23 protein-coding genes and 1 pseudogene are annotated in these 26,792 nt (G+C 59.7%); 16 read left to right on the plus strand and 8 right to left on the minus strand.

The features are described from left to right. The first annotated feature begins 88 nt into the window (after positions 1-88). From dnaN to gyrA, 3 genes are all read left to right on the plus strand, one after another. The gene (dnaN, locus tag DESLA_RS0113685; protein ID WP_035261848.1) at positions 89-1,252 is read left to right on the plus strand and encodes a DNA polymerase III subunit beta; all 1,164 of its coding nucleotides are present in this window, start codon (positions 89-91) and stop codon (positions 1,250-1,252) included. Between the two features lie 61 nt (positions 1,253-1,313). Then, on the plus strand, positions 1,314-3,692 hold the full coding sequence (gene gyrB / locus DESLA_RS0113690; protein WP_028572901.1) for a DNA topoisomerase (ATP-hydrolyzing) subunit B: 2,379 nt from the start codon (positions 1,314-1,316) through the stop codon (positions 3,690-3,692). A 76-nt stretch (positions 3,693-3,768) separates the two neighbouring features. Next, on the plus strand, positions 3,769-6,213 hold the full coding sequence (gyrA, locus tag DESLA_RS0113695; RefSeq protein ID WP_035263228.1) for a DNA gyrase subunit A: 2,445 nt from the start codon (positions 3,769-3,771) through the stop codon (positions 6,211-6,213). 11 nt (positions 6,214-6,224) lie between these two features. Here gyrA and DESLA_RS0113700 read toward each other — a convergent pair whose 3' ends face one another. Next, positions 6,225-7,826, minus strand: coding sequence for a sigma 54-interacting transcriptional regulator (locus tag DESLA_RS0113700; RefSeq protein ID WP_028572903.1), 1,602 nt, complete (start codon positions 7,824-7,826; stop codon positions 6,225-6,227). Between the two features lie 209 nt (positions 7,827-8,035). Between DESLA_RS0113700 and DESLA_RS0113705 the strand changes: the two genes are divergently transcribed. The 4 genes from DESLA_RS0113705 (at position 8,036) to DESLA_RS0113720 (ending at position 13,065) form a co-directional block, all read left to right on the plus strand. Beyond that, entirely contained in the window at positions 8,036-8,323 is a 288-nt protein-coding gene (locus DESLA_RS0113705; protein ID WP_028572904.1) for a hypothetical protein, read from the plus strand. Positions 8,324-8,345: 22 nt separating this feature from the next. After that, the gene (locus tag DESLA_RS0113710; RefSeq protein ID WP_028572905.1) at positions 8,346-8,618 is read left to right on the plus strand and encodes a hypothetical protein; all 273 of its coding nucleotides are present in this window, start codon (positions 8,346-8,348) and stop codon (positions 8,616-8,618) included. Positions 8,619-8,728: 110 nt separating this feature from the next. Further along, the gene (locus tag DESLA_RS20560) at positions 8,729-9,928 is read left to right on the plus strand and encodes an efflux RND transporter periplasmic adaptor subunit (protein WP_156932969.1); all 1,200 of its coding nucleotides are present in this window, start codon (positions 8,729-8,731) and stop codon (positions 9,926-9,928) included. Next, the gene (locus tag DESLA_RS0113720) at positions 9,928-13,065 is read left to right on the plus strand and encodes an efflux RND transporter permease subunit (protein WP_028572906.1); all 3,138 of its coding nucleotides are present in this window, start codon (positions 9,928-9,930) and stop codon (positions 13,063-13,065) included. Before DESLA_RS20560 ends, DESLA_RS0113720 begins: the two co-directional genes overlap by 1 nt. A gap of 405 nt (positions 13,066-13,470) precedes the next feature. Here the strand turns inward: DESLA_RS0113720 and glnQ are convergent, their stop codons facing one another. The 3 genes from glnQ to glnH all read right to left on the minus strand — a co-directional run bounded on the left by glnQ (position 13,471) and on the right by glnH (position 15,740). After that, positions 13,471-14,193, minus strand: a complete 723-nt coding sequence (gene glnQ, locus DESLA_RS0113725) for a glutamine ABC transporter ATP-binding protein GlnQ (RefSeq protein ID WP_028572907.1) — start codon at positions 14,191-14,193, stop codon at positions 13,471-13,473. Between the two features lie 2 nt (positions 14,194-14,195). Beyond that, positions 14,196-14,852, minus strand: coding sequence for a glutamine ABC transporter permease GlnP (glnP, locus tag DESLA_RS0113730; protein WP_028572908.1), 657 nt, complete (start codon positions 14,850-14,852; stop codon positions 14,196-14,198). 132 nt (positions 14,853-14,984) lie between these two features. Beyond that, the gene (gene glnH, locus DESLA_RS0113735) at positions 14,985-15,740 is read right to left on the minus strand and encodes a glutamine ABC transporter substrate-binding protein GlnH (protein WP_028572909.1); all 756 of its coding nucleotides are present in this window, start codon (positions 15,738-15,740) and stop codon (positions 14,985-14,987) included. Positions 15,741-16,171: 431 nt separating this feature from the next. Between glnH and DESLA_RS20565 the strand changes: the two genes are divergently transcribed. The 9 genes and pseudogenes from DESLA_RS20565 to selB all read left to right on the plus strand — a co-directional run bounded on the left by DESLA_RS20565 (position 16,172) and on the right by selB (position 22,809). Then, positions 16,172-17,188, plus strand: coding sequence for a 4Fe-4S dicluster domain-containing protein (locus DESLA_RS20565; RefSeq protein WP_051434690.1), 1,017 nt, complete (start codon positions 16,172-16,174; stop codon positions 17,186-17,188). Beyond that, positions 17,181-17,657 carry a hypothetical protein gene (locus DESLA_RS23220; protein ID WP_035261850.1) on the plus strand — a complete coding sequence of 159 codons (477 nt, stop codon included), beginning with the start codon at positions 17,181-17,183 and terminating at the stop codon, positions 17,655-17,657. Before DESLA_RS20565 ends, DESLA_RS23220 begins: the two co-directional genes overlap by 8 nt. Before the next feature lie 192 nt (positions 17,658-17,849). Further along, a complete protein-coding gene (locus DESLA_RS23600) occupies positions 17,850-18,146 on the plus strand; it encodes a secondary thiamine-phosphate synthase enzyme YjbQ (RefSeq protein ID WP_492207365.1) in 297 nt (98 codons plus the stop codon). Then, positions 18,112-18,258 (plus strand): annotated as a pseudogene (locus tag DESLA_RS23605) (YjbQ family protein); the annotation flags it as partial. The gene DESLA_RS23600 and the pseudogene DESLA_RS23605, both read left to right, overlap by 35 nt. A gap of 24 nt (positions 18,259-18,282) precedes the next feature. Beyond that, positions 18,283-19,173, plus strand: a complete 891-nt coding sequence (locus tag DESLA_RS21890) for a hypothetical protein (protein WP_051434691.1) — start codon at positions 18,283-18,285, stop codon at positions 19,171-19,173. Beyond that, positions 19,161-19,565 (plus strand): JDVT-CTERM system glutamic-type intramembrane protease MrtJ, encoded by a 405-nt coding sequence (gene mrtJ, locus DESLA_RS20580; RefSeq protein ID WP_156932970.1) that lies wholly within the window; start codon positions 19,161-19,163, stop codon positions 19,563-19,565. The genes DESLA_RS21890 and mrtJ overlap by 13 nt, the downstream gene beginning before the upstream one ends. Positions 19,566-19,586: 21 nt before the next feature. Further along, positions 19,587-20,393 (plus strand): glutaminyl-peptide cyclotransferase, encoded by an 807-nt coding sequence (locus DESLA_RS0113765; RefSeq protein WP_051434693.1) that lies wholly within the window; start codon positions 19,587-19,589, stop codon positions 20,391-20,393. A gap of 2 nt (positions 20,394-20,395) precedes the next feature. Then, positions 20,396-20,860: a metallophosphoesterase family protein gene (locus DESLA_RS0113770; protein WP_028572912.1), complete on the plus strand. Its 465-nt coding sequence runs from the start codon at positions 20,396-20,398 to the stop codon at positions 20,858-20,860. 47 nt (positions 20,861-20,907) lie between these two features. Beyond that, positions 20,908-22,809 (plus strand): selenocysteine-specific translation elongation factor, encoded by a 1,902-nt coding sequence (gene selB, locus DESLA_RS0113775; protein WP_028572913.1) that lies wholly within the window; start codon positions 20,908-20,910, stop codon positions 22,807-22,809. Positions 22,810-22,971: 162 nt separating this feature from the next. Here selB and DESLA_RS20585 read toward each other — a convergent pair whose 3' ends face one another. The 4 genes from DESLA_RS20585 to DESLA_RS0113795 all read right to left on the minus strand — a co-directional run bounded on the left by DESLA_RS20585 (position 22,972) and on the right by DESLA_RS0113795 (position 26,643). Further along, on the minus strand, positions 22,972-23,529 hold the full coding sequence (locus DESLA_RS20585) for a hypothetical protein (RefSeq protein ID WP_051434694.1): 558 nt from the start codon (positions 23,527-23,529) through the stop codon (positions 22,972-22,974). 107 nt (positions 23,530-23,636) lie between these two features. Next, positions 23,637-24,884, minus strand: coding sequence for a PAS domain S-box protein (locus DESLA_RS0113785; RefSeq protein WP_156932971.1), 1,248 nt, complete (start codon positions 24,882-24,884; stop codon positions 23,637-23,639). Between the two features lie 107 nt (positions 24,885-24,991). Further along, a complete protein-coding gene (locus DESLA_RS20590; RefSeq protein WP_084032082.1) occupies positions 24,992-25,678 on the minus strand; it encodes a Vat family streptogramin A O-acetyltransferase in 687 nt (228 codons plus the stop codon). Positions 25,679-25,746: 68 nt separating this feature from the next. Next, a complete protein-coding gene (locus DESLA_RS0113795) occupies positions 25,747-26,643 on the minus strand; it encodes an alpha/beta fold hydrolase (protein ID WP_051434696.1) in 897 nt (298 codons plus the stop codon). Positions 26,644-26,792: the final 149 nt, after the last annotated feature.

The raw sequence follows: 26,792 nt of genomic DNA on the forward strand, positions 1-26,792 counted from the left end.
TGAAATGACATTATTTTAATAAAACAAATCAAAGATATACGTTGAATACCAACAAAGTGACAATGCTCATAACAAGAGGAGTATTTATATGAAATTTCTTATACAGAGAGAAGAAATTCTCCCAGCCTTGCAACAGGCCGCCCAGATCACCAGCGTGAAGACCGGAGCCGTGTATCTCCGATCAACGTGGCTCAAGGTGGAAAACGACCAATTGCGGATCATGGCCACGGATTCGAACATCGAGTTTTTCGGCGTCTTCTCTCCACAAGTCAGGGAAGACGGACTGGTGGGCGTCAACGGACGCCATCTGTACGATCTGATCCGTAAACTCCATCCTGGAGAGCTGCAATTTCTCGTGGATGAGAAAGCCAACAACCTGGTGGTCAAGCAAAACAAACGGAAATATGTCTTGCCCATCAATGAGAACTACTGGTTTCAGCCGCTTTCCGTCTTTCCCGAGGAAAACGCCGTTTCCCTGTCTGGAGAGACCCTCTCCACGATCATCGACAAGGTTTCCTATTCCGTGAGCGACGACGACACGTTGCAGGCCTTCAACTGCATGCTTTTGAAATACGCGGCCAAGGACCAAAAAGTCGATTTTTGCGGTCTGAACGGCCATCAGTTGGCCCTGTGCAAACTGGAGCACGAAGGACTGCAAAATCTGTTGCCGGAACAAGGCATTTTGATCAGCAAAAAGTATCTCCACGAACTGAAACGCATGATTCCCTTGAAGGAAATCGAACTGAACATCCAGAACAATCGGTTTTATTGCCGTTCCGTGGATCACAAGGAGAACATCAGTCTTCCCCTCTCCTTGTATGAATATCCGGACTATAACCAGTTGCTGGCCAAACACGCCGCGCCGGATCCCAGCGGGATGGACGTGGATCGCCGGGGTTTGGTGGATGCCCTGGACCGGATTCTGATCTTCAATACGGAAAACAGCATGTGCACGTTTTTCGAGTTTAGCGAAGGCATGGTGCAGATGGATGTCCAATCCGAGGAAAAGGGTGAAGCCAAGGAATTTCTGGATGTCGTGTTTCAGGGGAATTTGAAGAAGATAGCCTTTCCAACACGAGATATGATTGAAATTCTCTCTCACTTCGAAACGGATCAAATCCATTTTCACTTCACCAGCCCGGATGGACCGTGTTTTATCGAAGACATCAATGATCCGGACTATAAAGTGCTGATTATGCCCATGCAGATATCCGAAGAAGTGGTGTACACGGATACGGACACGGAAGCGTAGCGATCAGACTCGATCATGACCTGCTCGCCAGGAAAGAAAGCAACAGAAGGATTTTTCCGCAATGGAACATGAAACAAAATATACCGCCAGCAACATAACGGTGCTGGAGGGCCTTTCCGCGGTCCGGAAACGTCCGTCCATGTATATCGGCAGCACCAGCGCCCAGGGATTGCACCATCTTGTCTATGAAGTCGTGGATAACAGCATCGACGAATCCATGGCCGGGTATTGCTCCAAGATTCAGGTCCAGCTCCATCTGGACAACAGCATCACGGTCACCGACGACGGCCGCGGCATTCCGGTGGATATCCATCCCAAGGAGAAGAAGCCGGCCGTGGAAGTGGTCATGACCGTGCTGCACGCCGGCGGGAAGTTCGACAAGGACACCTACAAGGTCTCCGGCGGCCTGCACGGCGTAGGCGTGTCCGTGGTCAACGCCTTGTCCTCGTCCCTGGAAGTTATCATCAAGCGCGACGGCAAAAAGTATTTTCAACGCTATGAACGAGGCGTCCCGGTCACGCAACTGAAGGAAATCGGCACGTCCCAGAATACGGGAACGATCATCCGCTTTCATCCGGATGAGGATATTTTTGAAACCGTGGAATTCAATCCGAACACGCTCAAAAAGCGGTTCGATGAACTGGCCTACCTGAACAGCAAGATCGAAATCGAATTCATCGACGATTTGAACAACGAGGTCCACACCTTCAAGCACGAAGGGGGCATCGTCTCCTTTGTCGCGGACCTCAACGCCAGTGAGCAGACCATTGGTCAGATCATTTCCGGAACCAGCGAGTCCGGCGGTGTGATCACGGAATTCGCCCTGCAGTACAATACCAATTACAAGGAAAACGTTCACACCTTCGTGAACAACATCTGCACCCATGAAGGCGGATCGCACCTGGCGGGCTTCAAGTCCGCCCTGACCAGGGCCATCAACAATTACGCAACGAACTCGGACGCGGCCAAAAAAAGCAAGGTCAAGATATCCGGAGACGACGTGCGCGAGGGGTTGACCGTGGTGATCAGCCTGAAGCACCCCGATCCCCAGTTCGAGGGCCAAACCAAGACCAAGCTGGGCAACAGCGAAGTCGCCGGAATCGTCTCTTCCTCGGTCTACGAGACGTTGAATCGCTATCTGGAGGAGAACCCCAAGGACGCCAAGGCGATCATCGAGAAGATCGTGGACACGGCCCGGGCCCGGGAGGCTGCGCGCAAGGCCAAGGAACTGGTTCGCAAGGGGCCCCTGGCCGGTTTTTCCCTGCCTGGAAAATTGGCTGACTGCCAGACCAAGAACCCCGAGGAGAGCGAACTGTTCATCGTCGAGGGCGACAGCGCCGGCGGTTCGGCCAAGCAGGGCCGTAATCCAAAGTTTCAGGCTATCCTGCCCCTGCGCGGCAAGATTTTGAACGTGGAAAAGACGCGGATGGACAAGATTTTGTCCAACAAGGAAATCCAGGCCCTGATCACGGCCATGGGCGTGGGCACCGGAGAGGACGACGTGGATTTGAGCCGCTTGCGTTACCACAAGGTGATTATCATGACCGACGCGGACGTGGACGGCTCGCACATCCGCACCCTGCTGCTGACCTTCTTTTTCCGCAAGTTCCGCTCCCTGATCGACCAGGGGCATGTTTATATCGGGCAGCCTCCGTTGTTTCGCATCCACAAGGCCAGTTTCGAGAAATATATCCATGACGCTGATGAAATGGACACTTTTCTTCTGGAAAAGACCGCCAACCAATTCGTCTTGCATGGTGAGGAGGATCTGCGCATTGAAAACAGCAAGCTGCTGTCCCTGCTCAAGGCCGTGAAACGCATCCGTGCCTTTGCCTCGGACGCGCGCAATTTGGGTCTGACTCCGGAGCTTTTTTTCCGTCTGGTTTCCTACCGGTTGCGTTTGGATGAGGATTTGCGGGACATCAATCTGCAGGCTTTTCAGGAGTACATGAAGCTGCACGGCTATTTCACGGACGTGATCCACGAAACGTCGGAGATTGAAACCATCGCTTTCATGCGCTTCACCCATGAAAACGGCTATTACGTCAAGCTCAAGGGCGAGTTCTTCAAGTCCAAGGGGTACATGAAATCCTTTGACCAGATCAGTAAAATCGTGGAAGAACACGGGACGCTGTTTTTCAAGGTGTTCAGGGGCGAGGACAAGGTCGCGGAGATGGACCTGTTCGACTTGTATGCTTTTCTGCTGGCCGAGACCCAAAAAATGTACAATATTCAGCGGTACAAAGGTCTGGGGGAAATGAATCCCGAGCAGCTCTGGTCCACGACCATGAACCCCGAGGCTCGAATCCTGCTCCAGGTCAAGGTGGAGGACGCCGTGGAGGCGGACCAGATTTTCTCCCGGCTGATGGGCGACAACGTGGAGCAGCGCCGGATTTTCATCGAAAAGAACGCCTTGTTCGTGGATCAGCTGGATATTTAATTTATATACGGCCCTTTTCGGGCCTTTCGTTTAGAACGGCTGACGCATGACCAGCCGACCATTTTTCGGAGCCATCGTGAAGAACAACATATTTATTGAAGAGGAAATGCAGCGCTCCTATCTGGAGTACTCCCTGAGCGTGATCATCGGCCGGGCCATCCCCGATGTCCGGGACGGGCTCAAGCCGGTGCACCGGCGAATTCTGTTCGCCATGCATGACCTGGGGAACACTTACAACCGGGCGTACAAGAAATCGGCCCGTATCGTCGGCGATGTGATCGGTAAGTATCACCCCCACGGCGACAGCGCGGTGTACGACGCCATGGTCCGCATGGCCCAGGATTTTTCCATGCGCGAACCCCTGGTGGACGGGCAGGGCAACTTCGGGTCCCTGGACGGAGACGCTCCGGCGGCCATGCGGTACACCGAAGTGCGCATGTCCAGGCTGACGTCGGAGTTTTTGCAGGACATCGACAAGGAAACCGTTCCCTTCCGGCCCAACTACGACAACACCTTGCAGGAGCCGGAAATTCTGCCCACCAAGGTACCCAACCTGCTGCTCAACGGTTCGTCCGGGATCGCGGTGGGCATGGCCACGAACATCCCCCCGCACAATCTCGGCGAGCTGATCGACGGCCTGCTGCTGTTGTTGAGCAAGCCTGAAGCCGAGTTGGCGGACCTGCTGGAATATATCAAGGGTCCGGATTTTCCCACAGCCGGGTTCATCTACGGTCGGCACGGGATCATTGACGCTTACAAGACCGGCAAAGGCTCCATCAAGGTCCGGGGCAAGGTGGATATTGAGGAGCGCTCCAAACAGGCCGAGTCCATCGTGATCACCGAGATTCCGTATGCCTTGAACAAGGCCAATCTCGTGGAAAAGATCGCTCAGATCGTCCATGAAAAAAAGGTGGAGGGGATCAGCGACCTGCGGGACGAATCCGACCGCAATGGGATTCGAATCGTCATGGATCTGAAGAAAAACGCCATCCCGGAAGTGGTGATCAATTCCCTGTACAAATTCACGCCTCTGGAATCCTGGTATCACATCAACACCCTGGCGGTGGTCCACAACCGGCCCCAACTTCTGAAGTTAAAAGACGTTTTGGAGCTGTTCATCGAACACCGCAAGGAAGTGGTCCTGAACCGGACCCGGTATGATTTGAACAAGGCCGAACAGCGGGCGCACATTTTGGAAGGGCTGAAGATCGCCCTGGAAAACATCGATGAGGTCATCGAACTGATAAAGTCCTCCAAGACGCCCGCGGAAGCCAAGCAGAACTTAATAGCCCGTTTCGCCTTCACGGACCTCCAAAGCCAGGCCATCCTGGACATGCGCTTACAGCGCCTGACCAACCTGGAACGGGACAAACTTTTGGCCGAATACCAGGAACTGATCAAGCGAATCGAATATCTGAAGAGCATCCTGCAAAACGTGGAGGTTTTGATCCAGGTCATCCGTGAAGAGTTGGTGGAGATCAAGAAACAATACGCTACCCCGCGACGATCCGTGATCGTGGAGGAAGACGCCGGCAGCATCAATATGGAAGATTTGGTGGGCGACACGGAAGTGGTGGTCACCCTGTCCCAGCGCGGCTACATCAAGCGCACACCCATGGACATCTATCAGCAGCAGAAGCGCGGGGGCCGCGGCATCTACGGCGCTTCCACGGTTTCCGAGGACATCATCGCCCAGATGTTCACCACCACGAATCACAATTTCATCCTGCTGTTCACCAACAAGGGCCGGATGTATCAGATCAAGGCCTATAACATTCCCGAAGGTTCGCGCACGGCCCGGGGCATTCACGCCTCCAACCTGCTGCCCCTGGACAAGGACGAGTTCATCGCCACGGCCATGACCATCAAGGATTTCGCCACGGACAAGGATTTTCTGTTCGCCACCAAAAGGGGCGTGGTGAAGCGCTCCCAGGCTCAGTTGTACGTGAACTGCCGGCAAAGCGGCCTGAAGGCGGTCAATCTCCATCCGGAAGACGAACTGATTACCGTGCGGGAGATTTCCTCCTCTGCCGAGGTGGTCCTGATCAGTAAACACGGCAAGTCCATTCGGTTTTCCTGTTCGGATATCCGCTCTACCGGTCGAGCTACGGCCGGGGTCAAGGGCATGGACCTGAACCACGACGATCAGGTGGTGTCCTGCGTGGTCACGGACGACGACCAGCGCCATGAAGTGCTGACCGTTTCGGCCAACGGTTACGGCAAGCGAACTCTGCTGGAGAACTATCGCAGCCAGTCCCGGGGCGGGAAAGGTGTGATCAACATGCGCGTGACGCCCAAGACCGGCAACGTGGTTGGCTCGGTCCTGGTTCAATCGGAGGACGACCTGTTGATCCTGACCAGCGCCGGAAAGATCATTCGGATGAACGTGGCCGGAATCAGCCGCGTGGGTCGCGACGCCCAGGGCGTGATGCTGGTGCGCATGGACCCGGACACCATGGTGGTCGGCTTCGACAGCATTGACGTTGACGAAAAGGAATTGTTGGACAACGGTGAGGAATAGGAGGTTGAAAATTACGTCCGCCCCCGGCCTCGGGGCGCGGTGATCCCCAGCTTGCGCATTTTGCCCCGCAGGGTGCTGGGGTTCAGGTCCAGCAATTCGGCGGCCCCGCCGGGGCCGATGACCTTGCCGCCCGTGCGTTCCAGGGCCGCGCGGATCAGCCTGGTCACGGCATGGTCAAAGGGGAGCACGTCCTCTTCCGTCGTGGAAGGCTGTTTGCCCTCCGGGGCTGGTCCGCCGGGATGCATCTCCACGCTCAGGATGTCGGAGGCGGGCGAGGCTGCCTGATTCTGACTTTGGACCTGACCCTGGTTCTGACCCTGGCTCTGGCTTTGGATCAGGGAGCGCTCCACCAGGTTCTGCAGCTCCCGCACGTTGCCGGGCCACGGGTGCTGCTTGAGCAGGTCCAGGGCCCCCGGGGCCGGGCGGACCTTACGGGTGATCTTCATCTCCCGGGACTTTTTGGTCAGCAGATGATCCAGCAGGGCGGGAATGTCCTGCGGGCGGTGCCGCAGGGGCGGGATCATGATCGGGAAGACGTTCAGCCGGAACCAGAGGTCCTCGCGAAACGTTCCATCCCGGACCATCTGCTCCAGATTGCGGTGCGTGGCGCTGATGACCCGGACGTCCACCGGGATGGTCCGTGTACCGCCGACCCGTTCGATTTCCTTCTGCTGCAAGACCCGGAGGAGCTTGACCTGAGCGCCAGGAGTCAGCTCGCCGATCTCATCCAAAAAAATCGTGCCTCCTTGGGCGCGCTCAAACCGGCCCCGCTTCTGGGCAATGGCGCCGGTGAACGCCCCTTTTTCATGCCCGAACAGCTCGCTGTCCAGCAGGCTTTCGGGCAATCCCCCGCAATTGACCTTCACAAAGGGCCCGCCCCGCCGAGGAGAAGCCCGGTGCAGGGCGTTGGCCAGAAGTTCCTTGCCCGTGCCGGTTTCTCCAAGAAGCAGGACCGGGCTTTCCAAGGGGGCGACCTGCCGGACCAACAGCATCACCTCTCGGAGTCCCAGATCCGCGCCGATGATCGTATCGCTGGAAGTAATGCCGCGCAGCTCGTTGAACAGATATTGGTTGTCGTCCTCAAGCATTTCCTTGAGCCGGACCACTTCCTGATATTGCAAAGCGTTGGCCAGGGCTACGGCAAAGGGTTCGTTGAGGGTGTTCATTAATCGGGCGTGCCGCTCCGTATAGCGGCCGCGGCCCTCGGCCCCCAAGAGGAGCATCCCGATGCGCTTGTTTTCGAGGTCCAGGTCGGTGCGCAGCAACGAAGTATTATCCGGCCAGGTCATCTTCAGGATGGGTAAAACAGCCGGCTCCGCGTCCTTCCAGTCGTTGATAATGTTGAACGTGGGCGCGGATCGCCACTGTTGCCGCACATAGGCCAGGGAAACGTCCGGCACGGTCAGGGACTCCGGCGACTTCGGCCAATGGTCGGGAAAAATGCGGACGATGGTCCGCCCGATGTTCAGATCCGGATCAAACAAGCCGATAAACAGCCCATCCGCCGGAACAAACTCCCGAATGAACTCCAGGGTCCGCTCCATGGCCCGCCGCAGATTCAGACTGCTGCAAATCCGCAGCGTCGCTTCCCGAAAAAAAATGTTGTCGTCCATCTTGAGTCAATCTTGGTGTGTCATATTTAACGGGTTGTGCTGTAAAGTCATATTTGACGGGCATTATTTAGTCAAATATGACTTTTAAATAATGACCATCATCGCAACATATTAAATTAAAAGTTTTTTATACTTGGCACGACAAATGAAAAGTACTCCTATCCGTCAAAACCGACACTGCTTCGAACATATTGCCCGGAGGCGTGGAAATGCAGGAGTTCAGGGTCAAAAGGACCGGCAGGGACGATCTGGTCTTTCAGGGCGAGGTTATTTTCGCCGTCAGGCTGGAAAAGGTCAAATTCGTTCTCTATCTGACACGGAAAAGGACGTACGTCTTGTCCCGCGAGTACTACTTTCTCAATCTGCGTTATCTCAGAATGGCTCATTGTTTCGACACGTTGAAGGAATTGAACGCCTTCGCGACGTCGGAAAAGGACATGGATGCGGTGCGATTCATCATCAAAAACGACGCTTCGTTTTCCCGGGCAATGAGCTGACCGGCCCCGCCGAGGCGATACCATGCAAAGAATGGAAGTCATCTACGTCTGCCCGCTCAGTCGCGAAGAGGGGTTGCGAGCGAAACAAAGCGCGGAGGAACTGTACCTTTCCGGCGAGGGGGCCGTGAACTGCATTGACGTCTGGGCGTGTCCGGAACGAGAAGGCGACATCGTCATTTTGCTGTATAAAGACCAGGAACCGGGGATGGAGGAGTTGTCTCCGGAAGGAGCCAGAATCGCGGACTTTTTTTCACGGTTCGGCTGGGTTTCGCATACCCGGTGGTCGAGGGTGTGAGGGGGCGGCAATCGATCGATTTCGATTTCGATTTTGAGCATGCACTGAATGGTTGTGTCGTGTTGAATGGAAAACAGAGAGAGAACGGCATGAAGATATGGAGGGTCGGGATGCGAAGGGATGTTTTTTTTGTCCGGTATGGCGCGGCCATGATGGTCGTTTTGTTGTTTGTCCTCGGGCTGGCGGCGTGCGGTGGGTCCTCGGAGCCCCAGGAGCGTCCCGCGCCTCCTCCTCCGCCGGTGACCGTTTTGACCGTGCAGGCGCGGGACGTGGAGGTGGTTCGGGAGTATCCGGCCAGGGTTCACGGTTCGCGTCAGGTTCAGATTCGCTCCAGGGTGGAGGGAATCCTGCGCGAGCGGCTGTATGAGGAAGGCAGGGTGGTCAAGAAGGATGAGCTGCTGTTTCGCATCGATCCGGAACGCTATGAGATCGCCCTGCGGCGGGCCGAGGCCGATCTGGCCGACGCCCGGGCCAACCTGAACCATGCCCAAAGGGAGTGGGACAGGTATTCCCGGCTGTTCGCCGAGGCCGCGGTGAGCGAGCTGGAGCGGGACAAGGCCCTGACCGTCCTGGAAACGGCTCAGGCCCGTTTCGCCCAGGCCCAGGTGGCCGTAACCGACGCCCGGCGCAACCTCGGCTACACGGAAGTCCGCGCCCCGGTGGCCGGAGTGACCGGCCTGGAGAATCTCTCCGAGGGCAATCTGATCGAATGGGGCGGGCTGCTGGCCACCATCACCCAGCATGATCCGGTGCACGTCCGGTTCGCCATGCCGGAAACCGATGCCGCGATGCGTGGCGACGGCCGCTCCCGGCGCGCGGAACTGCTGCTGCCGGAAGGGCTGAAGTATCCCCACCCCGGAGAGATCGACTTCACCGCCAGCGTGATCGACGCCCGGACCGGCACGGTCACGGCGCGGGCCGTTTTTCCCAATCCGGACCAAACGCTGATCCCCGGACAATTCGTCCGAATTCGAGTCGCCCTGCAAAATTTGGAAGGTGTTTTCGCGGTGCCCGAGGCCGCCGTGGGCCAGGGCCGCGAAACGCCGCACCTGTTTGTCCTGGACGACGAGGACGCGGCCGGGATCAGGCCGGTCCGTCTGGGGCCGGTGAGCGACGGTCGACAGATCGTCCTGGAGGGACTGAACAACGGTGACCGGGTCGTTATCAACGGTCAGGTCGCCCTGCGCGACGGCGCGCCCGTGAACGTCGTGGAGACCGTCCATGACGATGCCGTAGGGGACACTCCCGAGGGTGATCAAGTGACCAACGGCCAAATTTCCGGGGAGAATCCGGAGCCGGAGGAACGCTGATGTTTCGCTTCTTCATCGATCGACCGATCTTCGCCTCGGTCATTTCCATCATCATTATTCTGGCCGGAGGGGCCGCCCTGCGCGTGCTGCCCGTGGAGCAGTATCCGAACGTGGTTCCGCCGCAGGTCGTGGTCGCGGCCATGTACCCGGGCGCCAGCTCCGAAGTCATCGCCGCGGCCGTGGCCGCTCCCCTGGAGCAGGAAATCAACGGCGTGGACAACATGATCTACATGGAGTCCAGCGCCACGGACTCCGGGATGCTGCAAATCACGGTCTCCTTTGAAATGGGCACGGACCCGGACCAGGCGGCCATCAACGTGAACAACCGGGTTCAGGCCGCCGCCTCCCGGTTGCCCCAGCGGGTCCGGGATCTGGGGGTGCGCGTGGAGGCCCGTTCCACGAACATCTTGATGGTTCCAGTGCTCTACTCGCCCGACGACAGCCGGGACACGCTGTTCATCAGCAACTACGCCCTGCTCAACGTCCTGGACGAGTTGGTCCGGCTGCCAGGCGTGGGGGAGGCCTCCCTGTTCGGCTCCCAGGACTACTCCATGCGCATCTGGTTGAACCCGGACAAGCTGGCCCAGTACGACCTGACCCCGTCGGACGTGGCCGCCGCCGTCCGGGAGCAGAACGCCCTGTTCGCCGCCGGTCAATTGGGCGCCGAGCCTTCCCCGGCGGACCAGGCCTTTTCCTTTGCCGTGACCACCCGAGGCCAACTGGCCGACGCCCAGGAGTTCGAACGGATCATCCTGCGCTCCTCCGAGGACGGGGGCGTGCTGCGTCTGGGCGACGTGGCCCGGGCCGAGCTGGGCTCTCAGAGTTACGCCTTTTCCGCGACGTACAACGGCCAGTCCGCCGTGCCCATCGGGGTTTATCTCCAGCCCGGGGCCAACGCCCTGGATACGGCCAATCGAATCCACGACACCCTGGAGGCGCTTTCCCAGCGCTTCCCGCCCGGCGTGGCCCATACCGTGGCCTACGACACCACCGAGTTCGTGGAAATCTCCATCCGCGAAGTGATGATCACCCTGGTCATCGCCGTGGTCCTGGTGGTGCTGGTCACCTTCGTCTTCCTGCAGCGCTTCCGGGCCACCCTGGTCCCGGCCGCGGCCATTCCAGTCTCCCTGGTGGGCACCTTTGCCGGGATGCTGGCCATGGGCTTTTCCGTGAACCTGCTGACCCTGTTCGGCCTCGTGCTGTCCATCGGCATTGTGGTGGACAACGCCATCATCGTCCTGGAAAACGTGGACCGGTTGATGCGCGAACAGGGCCTGCGGGCCCGGGAAGCAGCCATCGAGACCATGAAGCAGGTTTCCGGAGCCGTGGTCTCTTCGACCCTGGTTCTTGTGGCGGTATTCGTGCCCGTGGCGTTTCTCGGCGGGATGACCGGCGAACTCTACCGCCAGTTCGCGGTGACCATCTCCGTTTCCGTGGTGGTTTCCGGCGTAGTGGCCCTGACCCTGGCCCCGGCCATGTGCGCTCTGCTTTTGGACCGCAAGGTCCGCAAGACGTCCGGGCCCTTTGCGCTGTTCAACTATTTGTTCGACAAGCTCACCGCCGCCTTTGCCTGGATCGTGGAGAAGATGCTGCGCCACGCCGTGATCAGCATGCTGCTCTTCCTGGCCGTGACCGCCGGGACGGTGTACGCGGTCACGCGCCTGCCCTCGGGCCTGGTCCCCCAGGAAGACCAGGGCGTGGCCATGGTCGTCTTTCAACTACCCCAGGGGTCGGCCCTGCCGCGCACCGAGGCCGCGCGGGAGACCATCACGGGCATGCTCACCGGCCTGGACGAGATTCAGGACTTTACCACCGTGGCCGGGTTCGACATCTTTGACGGAGCCTTGCGCACCAACGCCGGACTGGGCTTCGCCAACCTGACCGACTGGAAGGACCGCCGAGCCCCCGGTCAGGACGCCATGTCCCTGGCCGGACGGATCATGGGCATGGGCATGAGCGTCCCGGAAGCCAACGTGCTTGCCTTCACCCCGCCGCCCATCCAGGGGCTGTCCCTGACCGGAGGCGTGCAAGGCTACCTGGAGGTCCGCGACGGCTCCTCGCCCCGGGAGGTCGAAACCCGGGCCGGACGCTTCATCGCGGCGATCAACGCCCGTCCTGAAGTGACCAACGCCCGGGTCACCCTGGACACCACCATCCCCCGCTACCACGCCGAGGTGGACCGGGAAAAGGCCCGGGCCGCGGGCGTGCCCATCAACCAGATCTTCGAGGCCATGCAGAGCACCTTCGGCGCCCTGTACGTCAATGACTTCACCCTGGCCGGACGCAACTGGCAGGTGAACATGCAGTCCGAGGGCGAATTTCGGAGCCGGCCCGAAGACCTGAACCGGGTCTTCGTACGCTCGGAGCACGGCCAAATGCTGCCCCTGAGCGCCCTGGTCACCCTGGAGCGCCGGCCGGGCCCGGACGTCATCAACCGCTTCAACGGCAACGCGGCGGCCAAATTTTTCGCCGATCCGGCCCCGGGCTTCACCACGGGCCAAGCCAAGGAGGCCATCGAAGAGACGGCCCTGGACGTGCTGGACCAGGCCACGCGGATCGGCTGGGTGGGGGAGGCCTACCAGTTGGACGCCGCAGCCGGGGCCGGAGCTCTGGCCTTCGGGCTGGGCCTCTTGATGGTCTTTTTGATCCTGGCCGCCCAGTATGAACGCTGGTCCCTGCCTTTCGCCGTGGCCTCGGCCGTGCCCTTCGGCGTGCTCGGCGCGGCCCTGTCCGGCCTGTGGCGCGGCTTTCCCAACGACATCTACTTCCAGATCGGCCTGTTGGTGCTCATCGGACTGGCGGCCAAAAACGCCATCCTGATTGTGGAGTTTGCGGCCCAGAACCGGGAACGCGAAGGCCTGTGCGCCTTCGACGCGGCCCTGGCCGCGGCCCGACAGCGCTTCCGGGCGATCATGATGACCGCCCTGACCTTCATCATCGGCTCCCTGCCCCTGGTCTTCGCCACCGGCGCGGGCGCCAACAGCCGTCAGGAGATCGGCACCGTGGTGGTGGGCGGCATGATCCTGGCCAGCTCCCTGGCCCTGCTCTTTGTCCCGGTGTTCTACAAACTGATGGACGACTCCTCGTTTTGGTTCCACAACCGGAAGATGCTCCATCCGGAGAAGGAGTGCTCTTGATGCGCGGATGAATGACCGGCCTGTTTCGAACAGTTACTGGCCAGCTGGCCTTTCGCGGGAATGACGTGTTTTTCAATACGTTTCCGAGTCAGTTATACTCGCAAAGGCGGTATCCATGCTGCTTTTACTCGGAAGAGTGCGAGTAGTTATACCAATTCTACTTCGGCAATGCGTTTTTCGCTTGAGAAAATGCAGTTATCGGGGTCGGCGTCGGTATCGGTATCGGTATCGGTATCGGGATAGATACTGTTTGTTCGCCAATAATTCTAATTCGATCCCGATACCGATACCGAAAGAGAAGCTTTGAATTAGAAATGGTATTACAACCATTTTTTGTTTCGATGGACTTGCCTCTTCCAGGTCCGACATCCTCGTCGCGATTCGGCTGTGCCGGAGAATTGGGATTTACTGAATATGACGCAAAAAATCCCGCAATCGTTCCGAGGGAGGGTTTTCGTAAAGATCTTTGGGCGGTCCGTCGTGGATGATCCGGCCTTCGTCCATGAAGATAAGCCGGGTGCCCACGTTGACGGCGAAATTCATTTCGTGGGAAACGATGACCATGGTCATGCCTTCCTCGGCCAGAGAGCGCATCACGGCGAGCACCTCTCCTTTCAATTCCGGATCCAGGGCCGAGGTGGGCTCGTCGAAAAGCATCAGCTTGGGCTTCACCGCCAAGGCGCGGGCAATGGCCACGCGTTGCTGCTGTCCGCCCGAAAGCTGTGACGGATAGTGGTTCCCACGTTCCTCCAGGCCCACTTTGCGCAACAATTCGGCGGCCAGTTCCCGAGCTTCGGCGCGAGATAAGCCGCGCACCTTGCGCGGTCCGAAGGCCACGTTTTCCATGGCCGTCATCTGAGGAAAAAGGTTGAACTGCTGAAAGACCATGCCCGCCTCCAGCCGGATCAGTCGGACATCGGTTTTGGAATCCGTGACGCTTTTGCCGTCCACCAGCAGCTCTCCGGAGGTGATCTTCTCCAACACGTTGATGCAGCGCAGCAAAGTTGACTTGCCCGAGCCCGAGGGGCCGATGACCACAACCACCTCGCCTTGATCAATGTTCAGGTCGATGTCCCGCAATACCGTTACCTTGCCAAAATTTTTACAGACCTTCCGGCACTCGACCATGCTCATAGGATTTTCATCCTTCGTTCCAGCAGACGCAGGGACAGCGCCAGGGTTGTCGTCATAACCATGTACAGGATGGCCACCGCGGTCCATACTTCCAAGGCCCGAAAGGTGGAAGCCATGATCTCCTGCCCCTGCCGGGTCAGCTCGCCCACGCCGATGACGATGAACAAAGAGGTATCCTTGAGGCTGATGATGAACTGGTTGCCCAATGGAGGAATCATCCGCCGGAAGGCCAGTGGACCGACCACGGACATGATGACTTGCAGCCTGGACAGGCCCAATGCAAGACCGGCGTCCACCAAGCCCTTGTTGATGGAGAGCACGGCCCCGCGGACGATCTCCGCGATATAGGCTCCGGCATTGACGGAGAGCACCATGATCGCCGCGTTCAAGGCGTTCATGCGGATTCCCAGGGCCAGGGGCAAGGCGAAATAGACGAACATGGCCTGGACCACTATGGGTGTTCCGCGAATGAAGGCCACGTAGGTAAAGGCAATCCAGTTCAGCACCGGAACCTTGTAGGCCTGGAACAACCCGGTAAGAATCCCGAGCAGAGTCCCCCCGATTAAACCGTAGAACGTGATTTCGATGGTCAGCTTCACGCCCTTCATCAGTTGGGGCATGGAGTTGAGGACCACGTCGTATTGAAATTCCATTGGATGTATCCTGATGGTTAAAGGTGTCGGCAGGCGTGAAAAAGACCTCGGTGGCGAAACATCAACCGGAGGTCTCCGCGTTGGAGCGCGGTCCAGAGATTGGACCGCGCTCCAACGCGGCGCGAGGACGGATTAACGAGGACTGGGGTCCTGGCCGAACCATTTGCGGTAGATTTTCGCATAACGTCCGTTTTCCACCAACTCCAGAAAGGCGACGTTGACGTCGTTGCGCAGCTTGCTGCCCAGGGGAAAACCGATGCCGTAGGACTGGGCCTGCATCCGGGGGCCCACGGCCTTGACCGCGCCTTCACCAGCGGTGGTGATATAGTACAGCACGTTGGGCGTGTCGTGCATGGCCACGTCCACGCGACCGGTGCGTAATTCCATGTAGGCTTGTTCGATGTTGGGAAACTTGATGATTTCCGACGGATTCAGCGAGGGGGCGTGGTTGTCGCTGGTGGTTCCCGTGCGCACCGCGATCCGTTTTCCGGCCACGTCCTCCGGACCCTTGATCTCCTCATTGTCCGAACGGACCATCAGGGTCAGGCCGCTGTCGTAGTAGGGATGGGAAAAATCCACGACTTTTTCTCGTGCGGAAGTGATGGTGATTCCGGCCAACGCCGCGTCAATGCTTCCGGTTTGCAGGGCCGGGACGATACCCGCAAAATCCATGGGCTGTAGTTCGTACTCCACGCCGAGCTCCTCGGCGATGGCGGCCCAGAGGTCGATGTCGAATCCAGTGTACTCGCCTGTTTTCGGGTCACGAAACTCAAAGGGAACAAAGGCCGTATCCACGGCCACAACAAGCTTTTTTGCCGCCGCCGGGCCTGAAAGAAGACCGAGAGTCAGCAACAGCGCGACCACGACGCATCCAATCAATTTTTTCATAAACACCTCCGGTTAAAGTTTTTACAAGTTCAACAACTCGCCTGTCGGGCGTATACAATACTGGAGACCTATCCAATAAAAACAAGGAGTGTCAATTTTATTCCATGTCTGATCGGCAATTCGGGCCGTAATGTGAAGTGGTCAAAACGTCGCGGACGGCGCATTGACCCGCGCCGCTGTCGATGTGTGATTAATCACGTGTAGATATCGCGAAAAGAAAAAACTCTTTCTCCTGACAGGCAGTTAAAAAGGACCATTTTTTAAGCCGGATGGAAGACAATGTTTTTGTGGCATGATTCATGCTAAGTTTGTGCTGTTAAACAATGTCCGATTCCGCGGACTGCTCACCGAACCTTGACGGCGCATTGAGCAACGTGGCTGACGAGTTTTCAACGGCCCGCCGCGGAAGAGGAGAGCGACCGGGAGGTCTTATGCACAATGGCGACGATGGTGATGGTGCTGTGCCGCGATCCGCAACCCTTTCCAGACGAAATTTCCTGAAAGCCGCAGGGGTGGCCGGCGCGGCCGCGGTTTTGCCCCTGAAAACGAATCCTGGCGGGGCTGCCCAGCGATCCGACCAGCACCCCGAAGAACTGGCCACGGTTCTGGACATCAGCCAGTGCATCAACTGCGGGGCCTGCGTGGAGGCCTGCCGGGAGGTTAACGGGTTCAAGCATCCCAAGCCGGAGAAGCCCTTTCCGGAGATGTTCCCCAAGCGGGTGCAGGCCGAGGACTGGACGGATCGGCGGTTCACGGACGACCGGCTGACCCCGTATAACTGGCTGTACATCCAAACCGCCGCCGGGGAGTGGAACGGCAAGCCTTTTGAGCTGCACATCCCAAGGCGGTGCCTGCACTGCCAAAACCCGCCCTGCGCCAATCTTTGCCCGTGGGGCGCGGCCCTGCGCCAATCCGACGGCATCGTGCGGATCAACGAAAAAATCTGTCTGGGCGGGGGCAAGTGCCGCGACGTCTGTCCGTGGGCGATCCCGCAGCGCCAAACCGGGGTGGGTCTGTATCTGGACCTGATGCCCAGATTCGCCGGGAACGGGGTGATGTACAAATGCGACCGCTGCTACGACCGTGTAGCCCAGGGCGAAGAACCGGCGTGCATCGAAATCTGTCCCATGCGCATCCAGCACATCGGCCCGCGATCCGAAATGCTGGATCTGGCCCGCAAGCTGGCCAAGGACATGGATGGGTACGTGTACGGGGCCGAAGAGAACGGCGGGACGAACACCTTTTATGTTTCCCCGGTTCCGTTTGACGTGCTCAACGGTGCGATGCAGACCGGTCCGGGCCGACCGCATCTGGAGCCGGTCCAGGACGTGATGGCCAAGGCGGAAAACCTGACCTGGGCCCTGGTCGCGGCGCCCCTGGCGGGCATCGCCGCCGGGCTGCTGACCGGCGCACGGGCCGTGATCCAAAAGGAGTCCGGCCATGAATAGCCCGAAACCTCTCATCTCCCCCTGGCAGACCCGGCTCTTCGCGGTCAGCGTGTTCGTGCTGGCCGTTTCCGGACTGGGCCAGATGCCGCTTTTCAAGCGATACTATATCGCGGATATTCCCGGCCTAGCCTGGACCGCGGACTTTTTCGTCCAGCATGTCCTGCACTACGTTGCCGCCGGGATTTTTCTGGCCCTGGTCGCCTATTGGGCCGTAATCCATCTCCGGGTTCTTTCCCGGACATACCGGATCACCCTTTGGGGCCGGTTGCGCATCGCGGCCGTCGCGGCCCTGATCGGATCGGGCTTTTTCCGGGTGCTCAAGAACCTGCCTGAGTGGTCCTTTTCCCCGGAAGCCGTGATGCTCATCGGCTGGTCCCATCTGGCCGCGGCCCTGCTGTTCGGGGTTCTGGCCCTGCTGGCGCGAATCAGCGGAAATTCCGCATACGTGGCTCCCCGTTTCCCTGAGTAACGACTTTCTCGGGCGCGAAACGCTGTTTCGCGCCCCCCTTCTTCCTGTTTTTCCTCTCTGCCCCAACGCTTCGTCTCTCTTGTTTGTTCCCCGGTTTTCTGTCAGTCTTGGCCCTGTTTTTTCGGACTCCGGCCATGCCGGAGCGATCACTCCGGCGACCGAGAATCCCCTGAGCGACAACGGAGGGAGCGCATGCAGGAACTGACCATCCAGACCCCGCAACGCGAAGCCCTGGTGGACGTCACGGCCCAGGTGCAGGACGTCGTCCGCAACCATGAGTTTCTGGACGGCATGCTTGTGCTGTTTTGTCCGCATACCACAGCCGGGCTGACCATCAACGAGAACGCCGATCCCACCGTGCCTCGGGACATTTTAACGACCTTGCGGCGTCTGGGTCCCGCATCAGGGCGACTACCAGCACTCCGAGGGCAACAGCGACGCCCACGTCAAGGCATCGCTGCTCGGCTCGGACTTGCGCGTTCTGGTTGAGGAGGGGCGGTTGCTGCTGGGCCTCTGGCAGGGTGTCTTTCTGGCGGAATTCGACGGTCCGCGTTCCCGCAAAATCTGGCTGAAGTGGTTCCCTTCGCCGGGGTCGGCCTGACCGGCGTTTTACGGGGTTGTCATCGTGCCCACCACGGAGGTTCTTCTGGAAACCATGCCCGATCCCAACCTGTTCCTTCGCAAGTTGCTGATCTGCGTCAGCGAGGATCCGGCCCTGCTCCACGGAGCACGTTTCGTGAGCAATTTTTTTCAACCTGCCGAGGATTTGCTGATCGATCTTGTCCTGACGCCCCAGACCGATCTGGCCGGGGACGACCCGGACCGGCTTTCCTCGCCGGACGCCCTGCACTGGGCCGTGGCCGTGCTGGAGGAAAAGGGCTTCTCGGTAGCAAAAACGTGCCCGGACGCATCCGGCAAGCCGTTTCTCCGCATTTCCGACATCGCCGAAGTGGCGGATCACCACCGTTATGACGCCGTGGTTCTCGGCTGCCGGGGCATTCGTCGCCTGGAAGAGCATCTGAATACCGCGTTCAAGGAAACCGTTTTCGACCAAAACCTGGACTTTCCCTTTTGGATATGTCGGGAGCCGGATCTGACCCGATCCGGCGTCTTGCTCTGCGTGGACGGCTCCAAGCCCGGCCTGTGCGCCGCTGACCATGTGGGCATGATGTGCGCCCCGGAGCCGCGCCATGCCATTTGCGTGGCCTACCTGGCCGACCCGAATCGGCGGGACCATCGGGACGAGGCGTTGATTCTGGACAATGCCGTGCGCATGCTGCGGGCCAACGCCGTTGCCGAGTCACGGATCTCAACAAAGGTGCTAACCGCGGCGGACCATGCTCAAGGAATTCTCGAAGAAGCGGAGCGGGGGCGTTACGCCGCCGTGGCCGTGGGGCGAGCCGGAGCCGGACGGGGGATGATGGCCGATTGGCAGTTCGGTTCGGTCAGCTTGCGGTTGTTCCGCGAATTGTGCGGCGCGAGTCTGTGGGTTTGTGGCTATCCGTGCAAGCTGTAGAACGGAAAGCATGGTTTCGGGACCCCTGGTTCTACGCCGTCCTGGCCCTGGCACCCGCGGCATGGCTTCTACCCGAACCCGCGGTTGCCGTGGCCCTATGGAGGCTGGGGGTGATGGCCCTGGCCGAGGAAGTGGTATTCCGGGGACTGCTGCAAAAGTGGCTTCGCGGGCGTTCTTTTTATTTACGGAGCTGGGGGCCGCTGACCCTGGCCAATCTTGTCGCCTCGATCTGTTTCGCCGCGGCGCACCTGTTCGCCCAGCCTCCGCTCTGGGCCGCGGCCGTGTTTTTTCCCTCCCTGATTTTTGGATGGATCTGGGACAGACACGGACGCATCCTGCCCTGCGTCCTGGTGCATTTCGGCTATAACCTTTTCTTTTTCCACCGATTTTAACGCCCCGCGACCTCGAATACCATGCACAGACGACGGTTTTTAGCCCTGGCCGCCGGCATCGCCACGCTGACGGGCATGGGGGCCCTGAAGCTGTTCCCCTCCCGGCTGCTTGCCCAGCCTGAATTTCCCATCCCTCGCCAAAAAACCTTTCGGGTGATCAACACCTACCCCCACGACCCCGCGGCCTCCACCCAGGGGCTGCTGTTTTATGACGGGCATCTCTACGAAAGCACCGGAGGCTGGGGCACTTCCTCGCTGCGCAAGGCCGAATTGACCACCGGGCGCGTGCTGCGCAAGCGGAACCTTGCGCCGCAGTACTTTGGCGAAGGCCTGGCCCTCTGGGACGACCGGCTGATTCAGGTCACCTGGAAGTCCGGTACCGGCTTCGTCTACGATCTGGATACCTTCGACCAGTTGGAGACCTTCACCTACCCCGGAGAGGGCTGGGGGCTGACCCAGGACGACCAGGGGCTGATCCTCAGTGACGGCACCCATATCTTGCGCCGCCTGGACCCGTACACCTTCCAGGAAACCGGACGGATCGCGGTCCATGACCAGGGTCGGCCCCAGCGCGGCCTGAACGAGTTGGAATACATCGAGGGCGAGATCTGGGCCAAGATTTTTCCCACGGACGAGATGGTCCGCATCGATCCAGACGACGGGCATGTGGTGGCCCGGGTCGATCTGAACGGAATCCTCGGGCCGCGGCGGAGATCTTCGGAAGCCGTGCCCAACGGGATCGCCTACGACTCGGAGCAAGGGCGGATATTCGTGACCGGCAAGCTGTGGCCGGTGTTGTTTGAAATCGAAGTCGTTCCAAGGAGTTGAAAATGAGTCGACTCGTCGGCGTGATATCGGACACCCACGGCCTGCTGCGCCCCAGCGCCCTGGCCGCACTGCAAGGCTGCGACCTGATCCTCCATGCCGGAGATGTCTGCGGCCCGGAGATCATCGCCGCCCTGCAGGGCGTCCAGCGCACCGTGTTCGTCCGGGGCAACATGGACCGGCCCGCTTCGGGCAGCCCGATGCCCAAAACCGAGGCGGTGGAATTCGCCGGAAAGCGCTTTTACGTGCTCCACGACCTGTACGAACTGGACCTGGACCCCAGGGCCGCGGGCGTGGACGCCGTCATCCACGGCCATACTCACACCCCGGACATCACCTACAAGGACGACGTGCTCTATCTCAATCCGGGCAGCATCGGGCCGAAGCGCTTCACCTTGCCGGTTTCCATGGCCGTCATCCGTGTCAAGGATGACGCCATGCATCCGGAACTGATCACGTTGCCGGAGTAACGGGGCGACACGTCAACCAACCGAGTTTTAACGGAGGAAAAATCCGCATGGCGATCATCATGGGCACCGCGGGCCACATCGATCACGGCAAGACCAGTCTGGTCAAGGCTCTGACCGGTATCGACTGCGACCGACTGCAGGAGGAGAAGAAGCGCGGCATTACCATCGAACTGGGCTTTGCGTTTCTGGATCTGCCCGGCGATGTCCGTCTGGGCGTGGTGGACATGCCCGGTCACGAGCGGTTCGTGAAGAACATGGTGGCCGGGGCCGCGGGGATCGACTTCGTGTTGCTGGTGATCGCCGCGGACGAAGGCGTGATGCCTCAGACCCGGGAACACCTGGAAATCTGCACGCTGCTGGGCATCCGACGCGGATTGGTGGCCCTGACCAAGGTGGACATGGTGGAGGAAGAATGGCTGGAATTGGTCCAGGAGGACGTGCGCGCTTTTTTGGAACCCACGTTTTTGGCCGAGGCCCCGTTGATGCCGGTTTCCGCGCACAAGGGGATCGGGCTGGACGATCTGCGGCTGGAAATCGCGGGGCTGGCCGGAGAGTTTCACCGGGAGCCCCGTTCGGACGTGTTCCGGCTGCCCGTGGACCGGATCTTCACCATGCGCGGTCACGGCACCGTGGCCACGGGGACCTTGATTTCCGGGACCCTCAAAGTGGGCGACGACCTGGAGATCGCGCCCAGGGGCCTGAAAAGCAAGGCCCGCGGCCTGCAAGTCCATGGCGACTCCCCGGAACGGGCCGAGGTGGGCCAGCGCACGGCGGTGAACCTGCACGGCCTGGAGGTGGAAGACCTGGAGCGGGGCATGGTCCTGACTCATCCCGGCACTCTGTTTCCCAGCACCACCTGGGACCTGGAGCTGACCTGCCTGCCTTCCACGCCAAAGGCCCTGAAACACCGCACTCAGATCCACTTTCACCACGGCACCCGGGAAATCCTGGCTCGGATCTACTTTTTGGACCGAGACAAGCTGGAACCGGGCGAGACGGCCATGACCCAGGTCCGGTTCGAGGAGCCCATGGTCGGGATGTACGGGGACCGCTGCGTACTGCGCTCGTTCTCGCCGCTACGCACCGTGGCCGGCGGCAAGCTGGTCAATCCCCTGGGCCGCAAGGTCAAGCGCCATTCGGCGACCGTTGGTCGGCTGGGAGAACTGGCCGGGGCTCAGGGAGATCAACGCATCCTGCTCCAGCTCGAACTGGCCGGATTGTCCGGACTGACGTTCGGCCAACTGCGGGCCGTGACCTGCCTGGAAACCAAGGAACTGGAGAAGCAGCTTCAACTCTTGGGCGGTAGGCAAGAGGCCTTTCTGTTCGAGCGGGAAGACCGGACCTATGTCCATGGTCGGCTGGCCCAGGAACTCGGCGCGGGCATCGTGGAGCATGTCGGGGAATTTCACCGCAAGGAGCCCATGAAGCAGGGCGTTTCCCGCGGAGCCCTGGCCTCGGGCTGGGGACGGAAACTGCACCCCAAGCTGTTCCATTTTGTCCTGGAGCGGACCCTGAAGCAGGGTGCCTTGGCCGCGGACGGCGACCTGTTCCGCCTCCCCGGCCACAAGGTATCCCTGGCCTCGGATCAGGCCAAGCTGCGCGAGACGATTCTGCAAGCCTACGACCGGGGCGGCCTGACCCCGCCCAACGTCAAGGACGTCCTGGCCCCCTTAAACCTGGAAATGAAGGAGGCCGCCCCGGTCTTCCGTCTGCTTCAGGAGCAGGGCGAGTTGGTCAAGGTCAAGGAGGACATGTTCTTCACCGCCCAGGCCCTGGAGCGGATCAGGGAGATGGTCAGGGGCTTTTTCCGCGACAACCCGGAAATGGAACCCTCGGATTTTCGAACCGTCACCGGCCTGTCCCGCAAATTCTCCATCCCGCTGTTGGAGTATTTGGACAAGGAGAAGATGACCGTGCGGGTAGGGGACAAGCGGCGGTTGCGGTCCTGACATTCCGTTGAAAAACTCCCAATTGTTGCGTCGCTGCAAAAAAATCAAACTCTCGCGTATCAATAAATACGCTTCGATCTTGATTTTTTATTGCTCCTTGCACTTGGGGTTTTTGAACGGACTGCCGACAAAGCATTTTTTCAGCACTCAGCTAAACGAAGCCTACTGCACTCCCCCGTCTCCGGCCCGCTCGTCTTCGCTGACCGCTTTGGCCAGATAGGTCCGGGTGTGGGCCATGGTGTTGGCAAAGAGCTTGGCTCCGGCCAACACGGCGAAGGGATCGTCCTCGCGGCCGCAGCATCGCGCAAAGGCCGGGCCGATGGCCTGGGTCGGGTCGGCGTCTCCGGTCAGCGCGGTCATGGCCTGAACGTAGGTGTTCAAGCGGGCCTTGATCGCCTCAAAATACTCGATGTCCTTGCCGATGAGCAGGGACGTGGTCTGGGAGAGGTTTTCGGCGAACTCCCGGACGGCTTGCCAATACGGCTCCAGAATTTCATCCTTAAGCGGGTCCTCCTGCAAGAAGTAGGAGATGCCCCAGCCGATGCTCACGATCTTGAGCAATTGCAACTCATACTCCGCCGTATTCGGGTCCACGCCACCCTCTTGAGGCAGCCCTTGTACCAGCCACTTGATGTCCTCGCGCTCCAGGGCGAAGCCGCACAGCCACTGGACATGGCCTTGAGGGCCGCCGGTATCGTGTTGGTCGGTGTTGTTCTCCACGTTACGTTCTCCTTGTTTTTCTTGCTGACTTGCGCGCAACTGCGCCCTCTCCTTCGTAATCTTCGACGTTGGATGTGGAATTGACCTCCAACGTCGAAGAATCACTATTATTCAAAAAAGTTATGCTGTTGGAGGAAGGAGGAAAGAGAAACCCTGCGCCCCTTGAGGGCCAGCTTGCGGCGGATATTTTTGCGGTGGGTCTGGATGGTGTCAAAGGAGGTGTTCAACAGCTCGGCCACCTGCTGGGTGCCCGCGCCCATGCGGATCAGTCGGCAAACTTCGATTTCCCGGGGAGTGAGCTTGAGCAGGAGATTCGCCGATGCGTCGGTTTGGGCGTTCAGGCCGTCGGCGGAACCGGACTCGGAAAAGGCGGTGATGCGTTCCTCGATCATCACCTTGAGGGCGCTGCGCAGCTCCGGGGATTCCTCCCTGGCCATGCGCTCCACGGCCGGCAGTATCGCGGCCCGGACCTCCCGGAGCATGGCCTCCCGGACTTGTTCCTTCTCCTTTTCCGTGGAGCGGACCACGTTGCGCAGAGCCAGGCTCATGCCCTCCACTTCGGCCCGCTTGCGGCGAAGGCCCTTTTCCAGCAGGGCCTGGGCGGTCAGGTCGCGCAATACCATGTGATAGAGAGTGAAGCCCTGCAAATCGATCCGCCAGAGAGCCACCTCCACCGGAAGGGTGTCGCCATCCGGGCGCAGACACGTCCTACGAGACGTCCATCGTCCCCCGTCCTTGATGCGGGCCAACTTTTCAGCGATCACTTCCCGGTCCTCGACCTGGAACAGCGTCGTCACCGAACGCCCGACAAGCCCGTCGCCCCGCGGGTCCAGCAATTTCGCGGCCCGGGGATTGGCGGCGTGGACGACCCGGTCCTGAGCCAAAAGCAGCATGGCGTCCTGAACCCCGTCGAACATGGCCCCGAACAGATGGATCGAGTTCTCCAAAGCCTGAATGTTCTCCCCGATCCGTTCTTTGTATATTTCCCGTAACTGGACGATGGGTCGATTGTCCGTGGCGATGATCACGTAGGCGGGGCGAGTGGACGCGGAAGCAGGGCGAGGGGGCGGGCCGGACTCCGCGGAGGGCCCGGCATGGATGTCGGGTCGAGGCTGTGATTCGAGGGGTGACGGACAACCGGGCAAAGCAATAATCCGCAACGCAAACGTCCCCTTCCCGCCCGGCGCATGAACCTCGTGCACCCGTCCGGGCGGGAATCGCTCCAAGGCCTGCTCCAGACTCCGAACCGGTAGCTTGAGAATATCCCAGAACGTTCCGCCGGCACTTTCACGCGACGAGTCCTCCACTCCGCCCTGACCAACACTCAAAACTCCGCCAGCGGCGTCCGCGAACAATACTCGGTCGTTGAACGCGCGGACAACGGCGGAGAGGTTGCGAGGGCGGCGATGGACTGAGTTTTTGGGGGCGATGGCGGTTGCTCCTTCAGATGCAAGTCACTCAATTAGCCGAGATCATTAAACGTGGCGTGTCCAGTGTCTTCAAGGACTGGGAGCCGGTCATCGCGACAGGCGCGGAGTGCTTCGATGTCCGCCGAAACAATGATGGCCAGATGCTTCGTGATCTGCTCAACGGGCCAGTCCCACCAGGCAATGGCTTCGAGTTCCGCGACGACCTCGGGAGAAAAGCGCCGCCTGATCTGCCTTGCCGGATTTCCTCCGACGACCGTGTACGCGGGAACGTCGGAAGCAACCACGGAGCACGCGGCGATGATCGCGCCGTTGCCGATCTGTACTCCCGGCATGACCAAGCTGTCGTATCCGATCCAAACATCGTTCCCAACCACCGTATCGCCTTTGTACGGCTCGTCGTCCCGGTCCGGTCCCGTGTCCCAGCCGTTGCCGAAAATTTGGAAGGGATACGTGGAGAACCCCGAAAGCTTGTGGTTCGCCCCGTTCATGATGAACTTTACACCACAAGCCAAGGCGCAGAACTTCCCTATGACCAGTCGGTCGCCCATGAACGGGAAATGATAGAGCACGTTGCGCTCAAAGTTCTCCGAATCGTCCGGATCATCGTAATACGTGTAGTCCCCGATGACGATGTTCGGATTCGTCACCGTGTTTTTGATGAAGCAGACCCGCGGAAATCCTTCCATTGGATGTTTTGTTGATGGATGTGGCCCGTTCACGGTGTTTTCCCTTGTTGTGGTTGAGCGTTTTCCAGTTCCGGAATGCTCCCTGGGGCCAGCTGCCTAGGCTACTCCGCTCCCTTCCTCGTCTCAACCATGCCCGCGATCACGCCTTCCAGCTTCCGGTTGAACGCTTCAGGCTCGGCCATGTGCAAAAAGTGGTCGGTCCCTTCAATGATCACTACATCGAAGGAATGGATATGGTGACGGTTGGCCTCCACGTTGGTCGGCCAGAGGTCCGCGTTGATCGCCACGATGGGCAACTCGAACCCGTCGAAGGCGGAAAGCGCGACGCCGCTGACCACGTCCGAAAGCATGTGTTCCATGGCGCTGAGAGCCACTTTCGGCGGCGCGGCCGACATGTCCGCCACCACCCAGTCGCGCAGGACAGGATCCGTCTTCTCGATGAACATCTGCCGCACGAATTGGGCCGCCCCGGCGGGGAAGTCGGGCTGGAGCAATCCCATCCAGGAATCGAATTCCTCCCGCGTCATCGGGTGGGAGACGTCATGAAAGGTATCCACCCCAATGGCCCCGATCACCCTGCCCGGCATCAGCCGAGCTGCCGCCACGCTTACAGGCCCGCCCATGGAATGCCCGATCAGGATCACCTGCTCGGCCCCCACTTCCTCGACCACGGCCTGGACATCCTCGCCAAAGGCGTCCATGGCGTAGTCCTCGCGTCCCAGCCCGGAATGCCCATGTCCCGCCAGGTCGATCACCACGACCCGATGATTTTTCGAGAAGTGCGGGACCTGCATCCGCCAGTAACGCCCATCGCAACTCCAGCCATGCACGAACACCAGAGTCGGTTCGCCGGTCCCATGCACCTCATAGGAGATCGGCACCCCATCGGCTGATCCAACCATGCCCGGCCAAACCGAATCCGCCAGTACCTGGGCGTTCAGCATGGAAAGCAGAAAGCAGGATAAAACGGCACCAAACAGCAAATTCTTGATCTTCATTATGTCCTCCAAATGGATGATTGACGGGTGATTCCGTATCATAGCCCAGGGTTGCGGCGTCCACGCCCCCGCTGACGCTACCCTGGGTCAGGGTCCGGCATTCCACCCACAAACCCGGCAGCTCATATCTGAGTGTTGAAAAAGTCCTT

This window comes from Desulfonatronum lacustre DSM 10312 (genome assembly GCF_000519265.1).
GTDB classification, from domain to species: Bacteria; Desulfobacterota; Desulfovibrionia; order Desulfovibrionales; family Desulfonatronaceae; genus Desulfonatronum; species Desulfonatronum lacustre.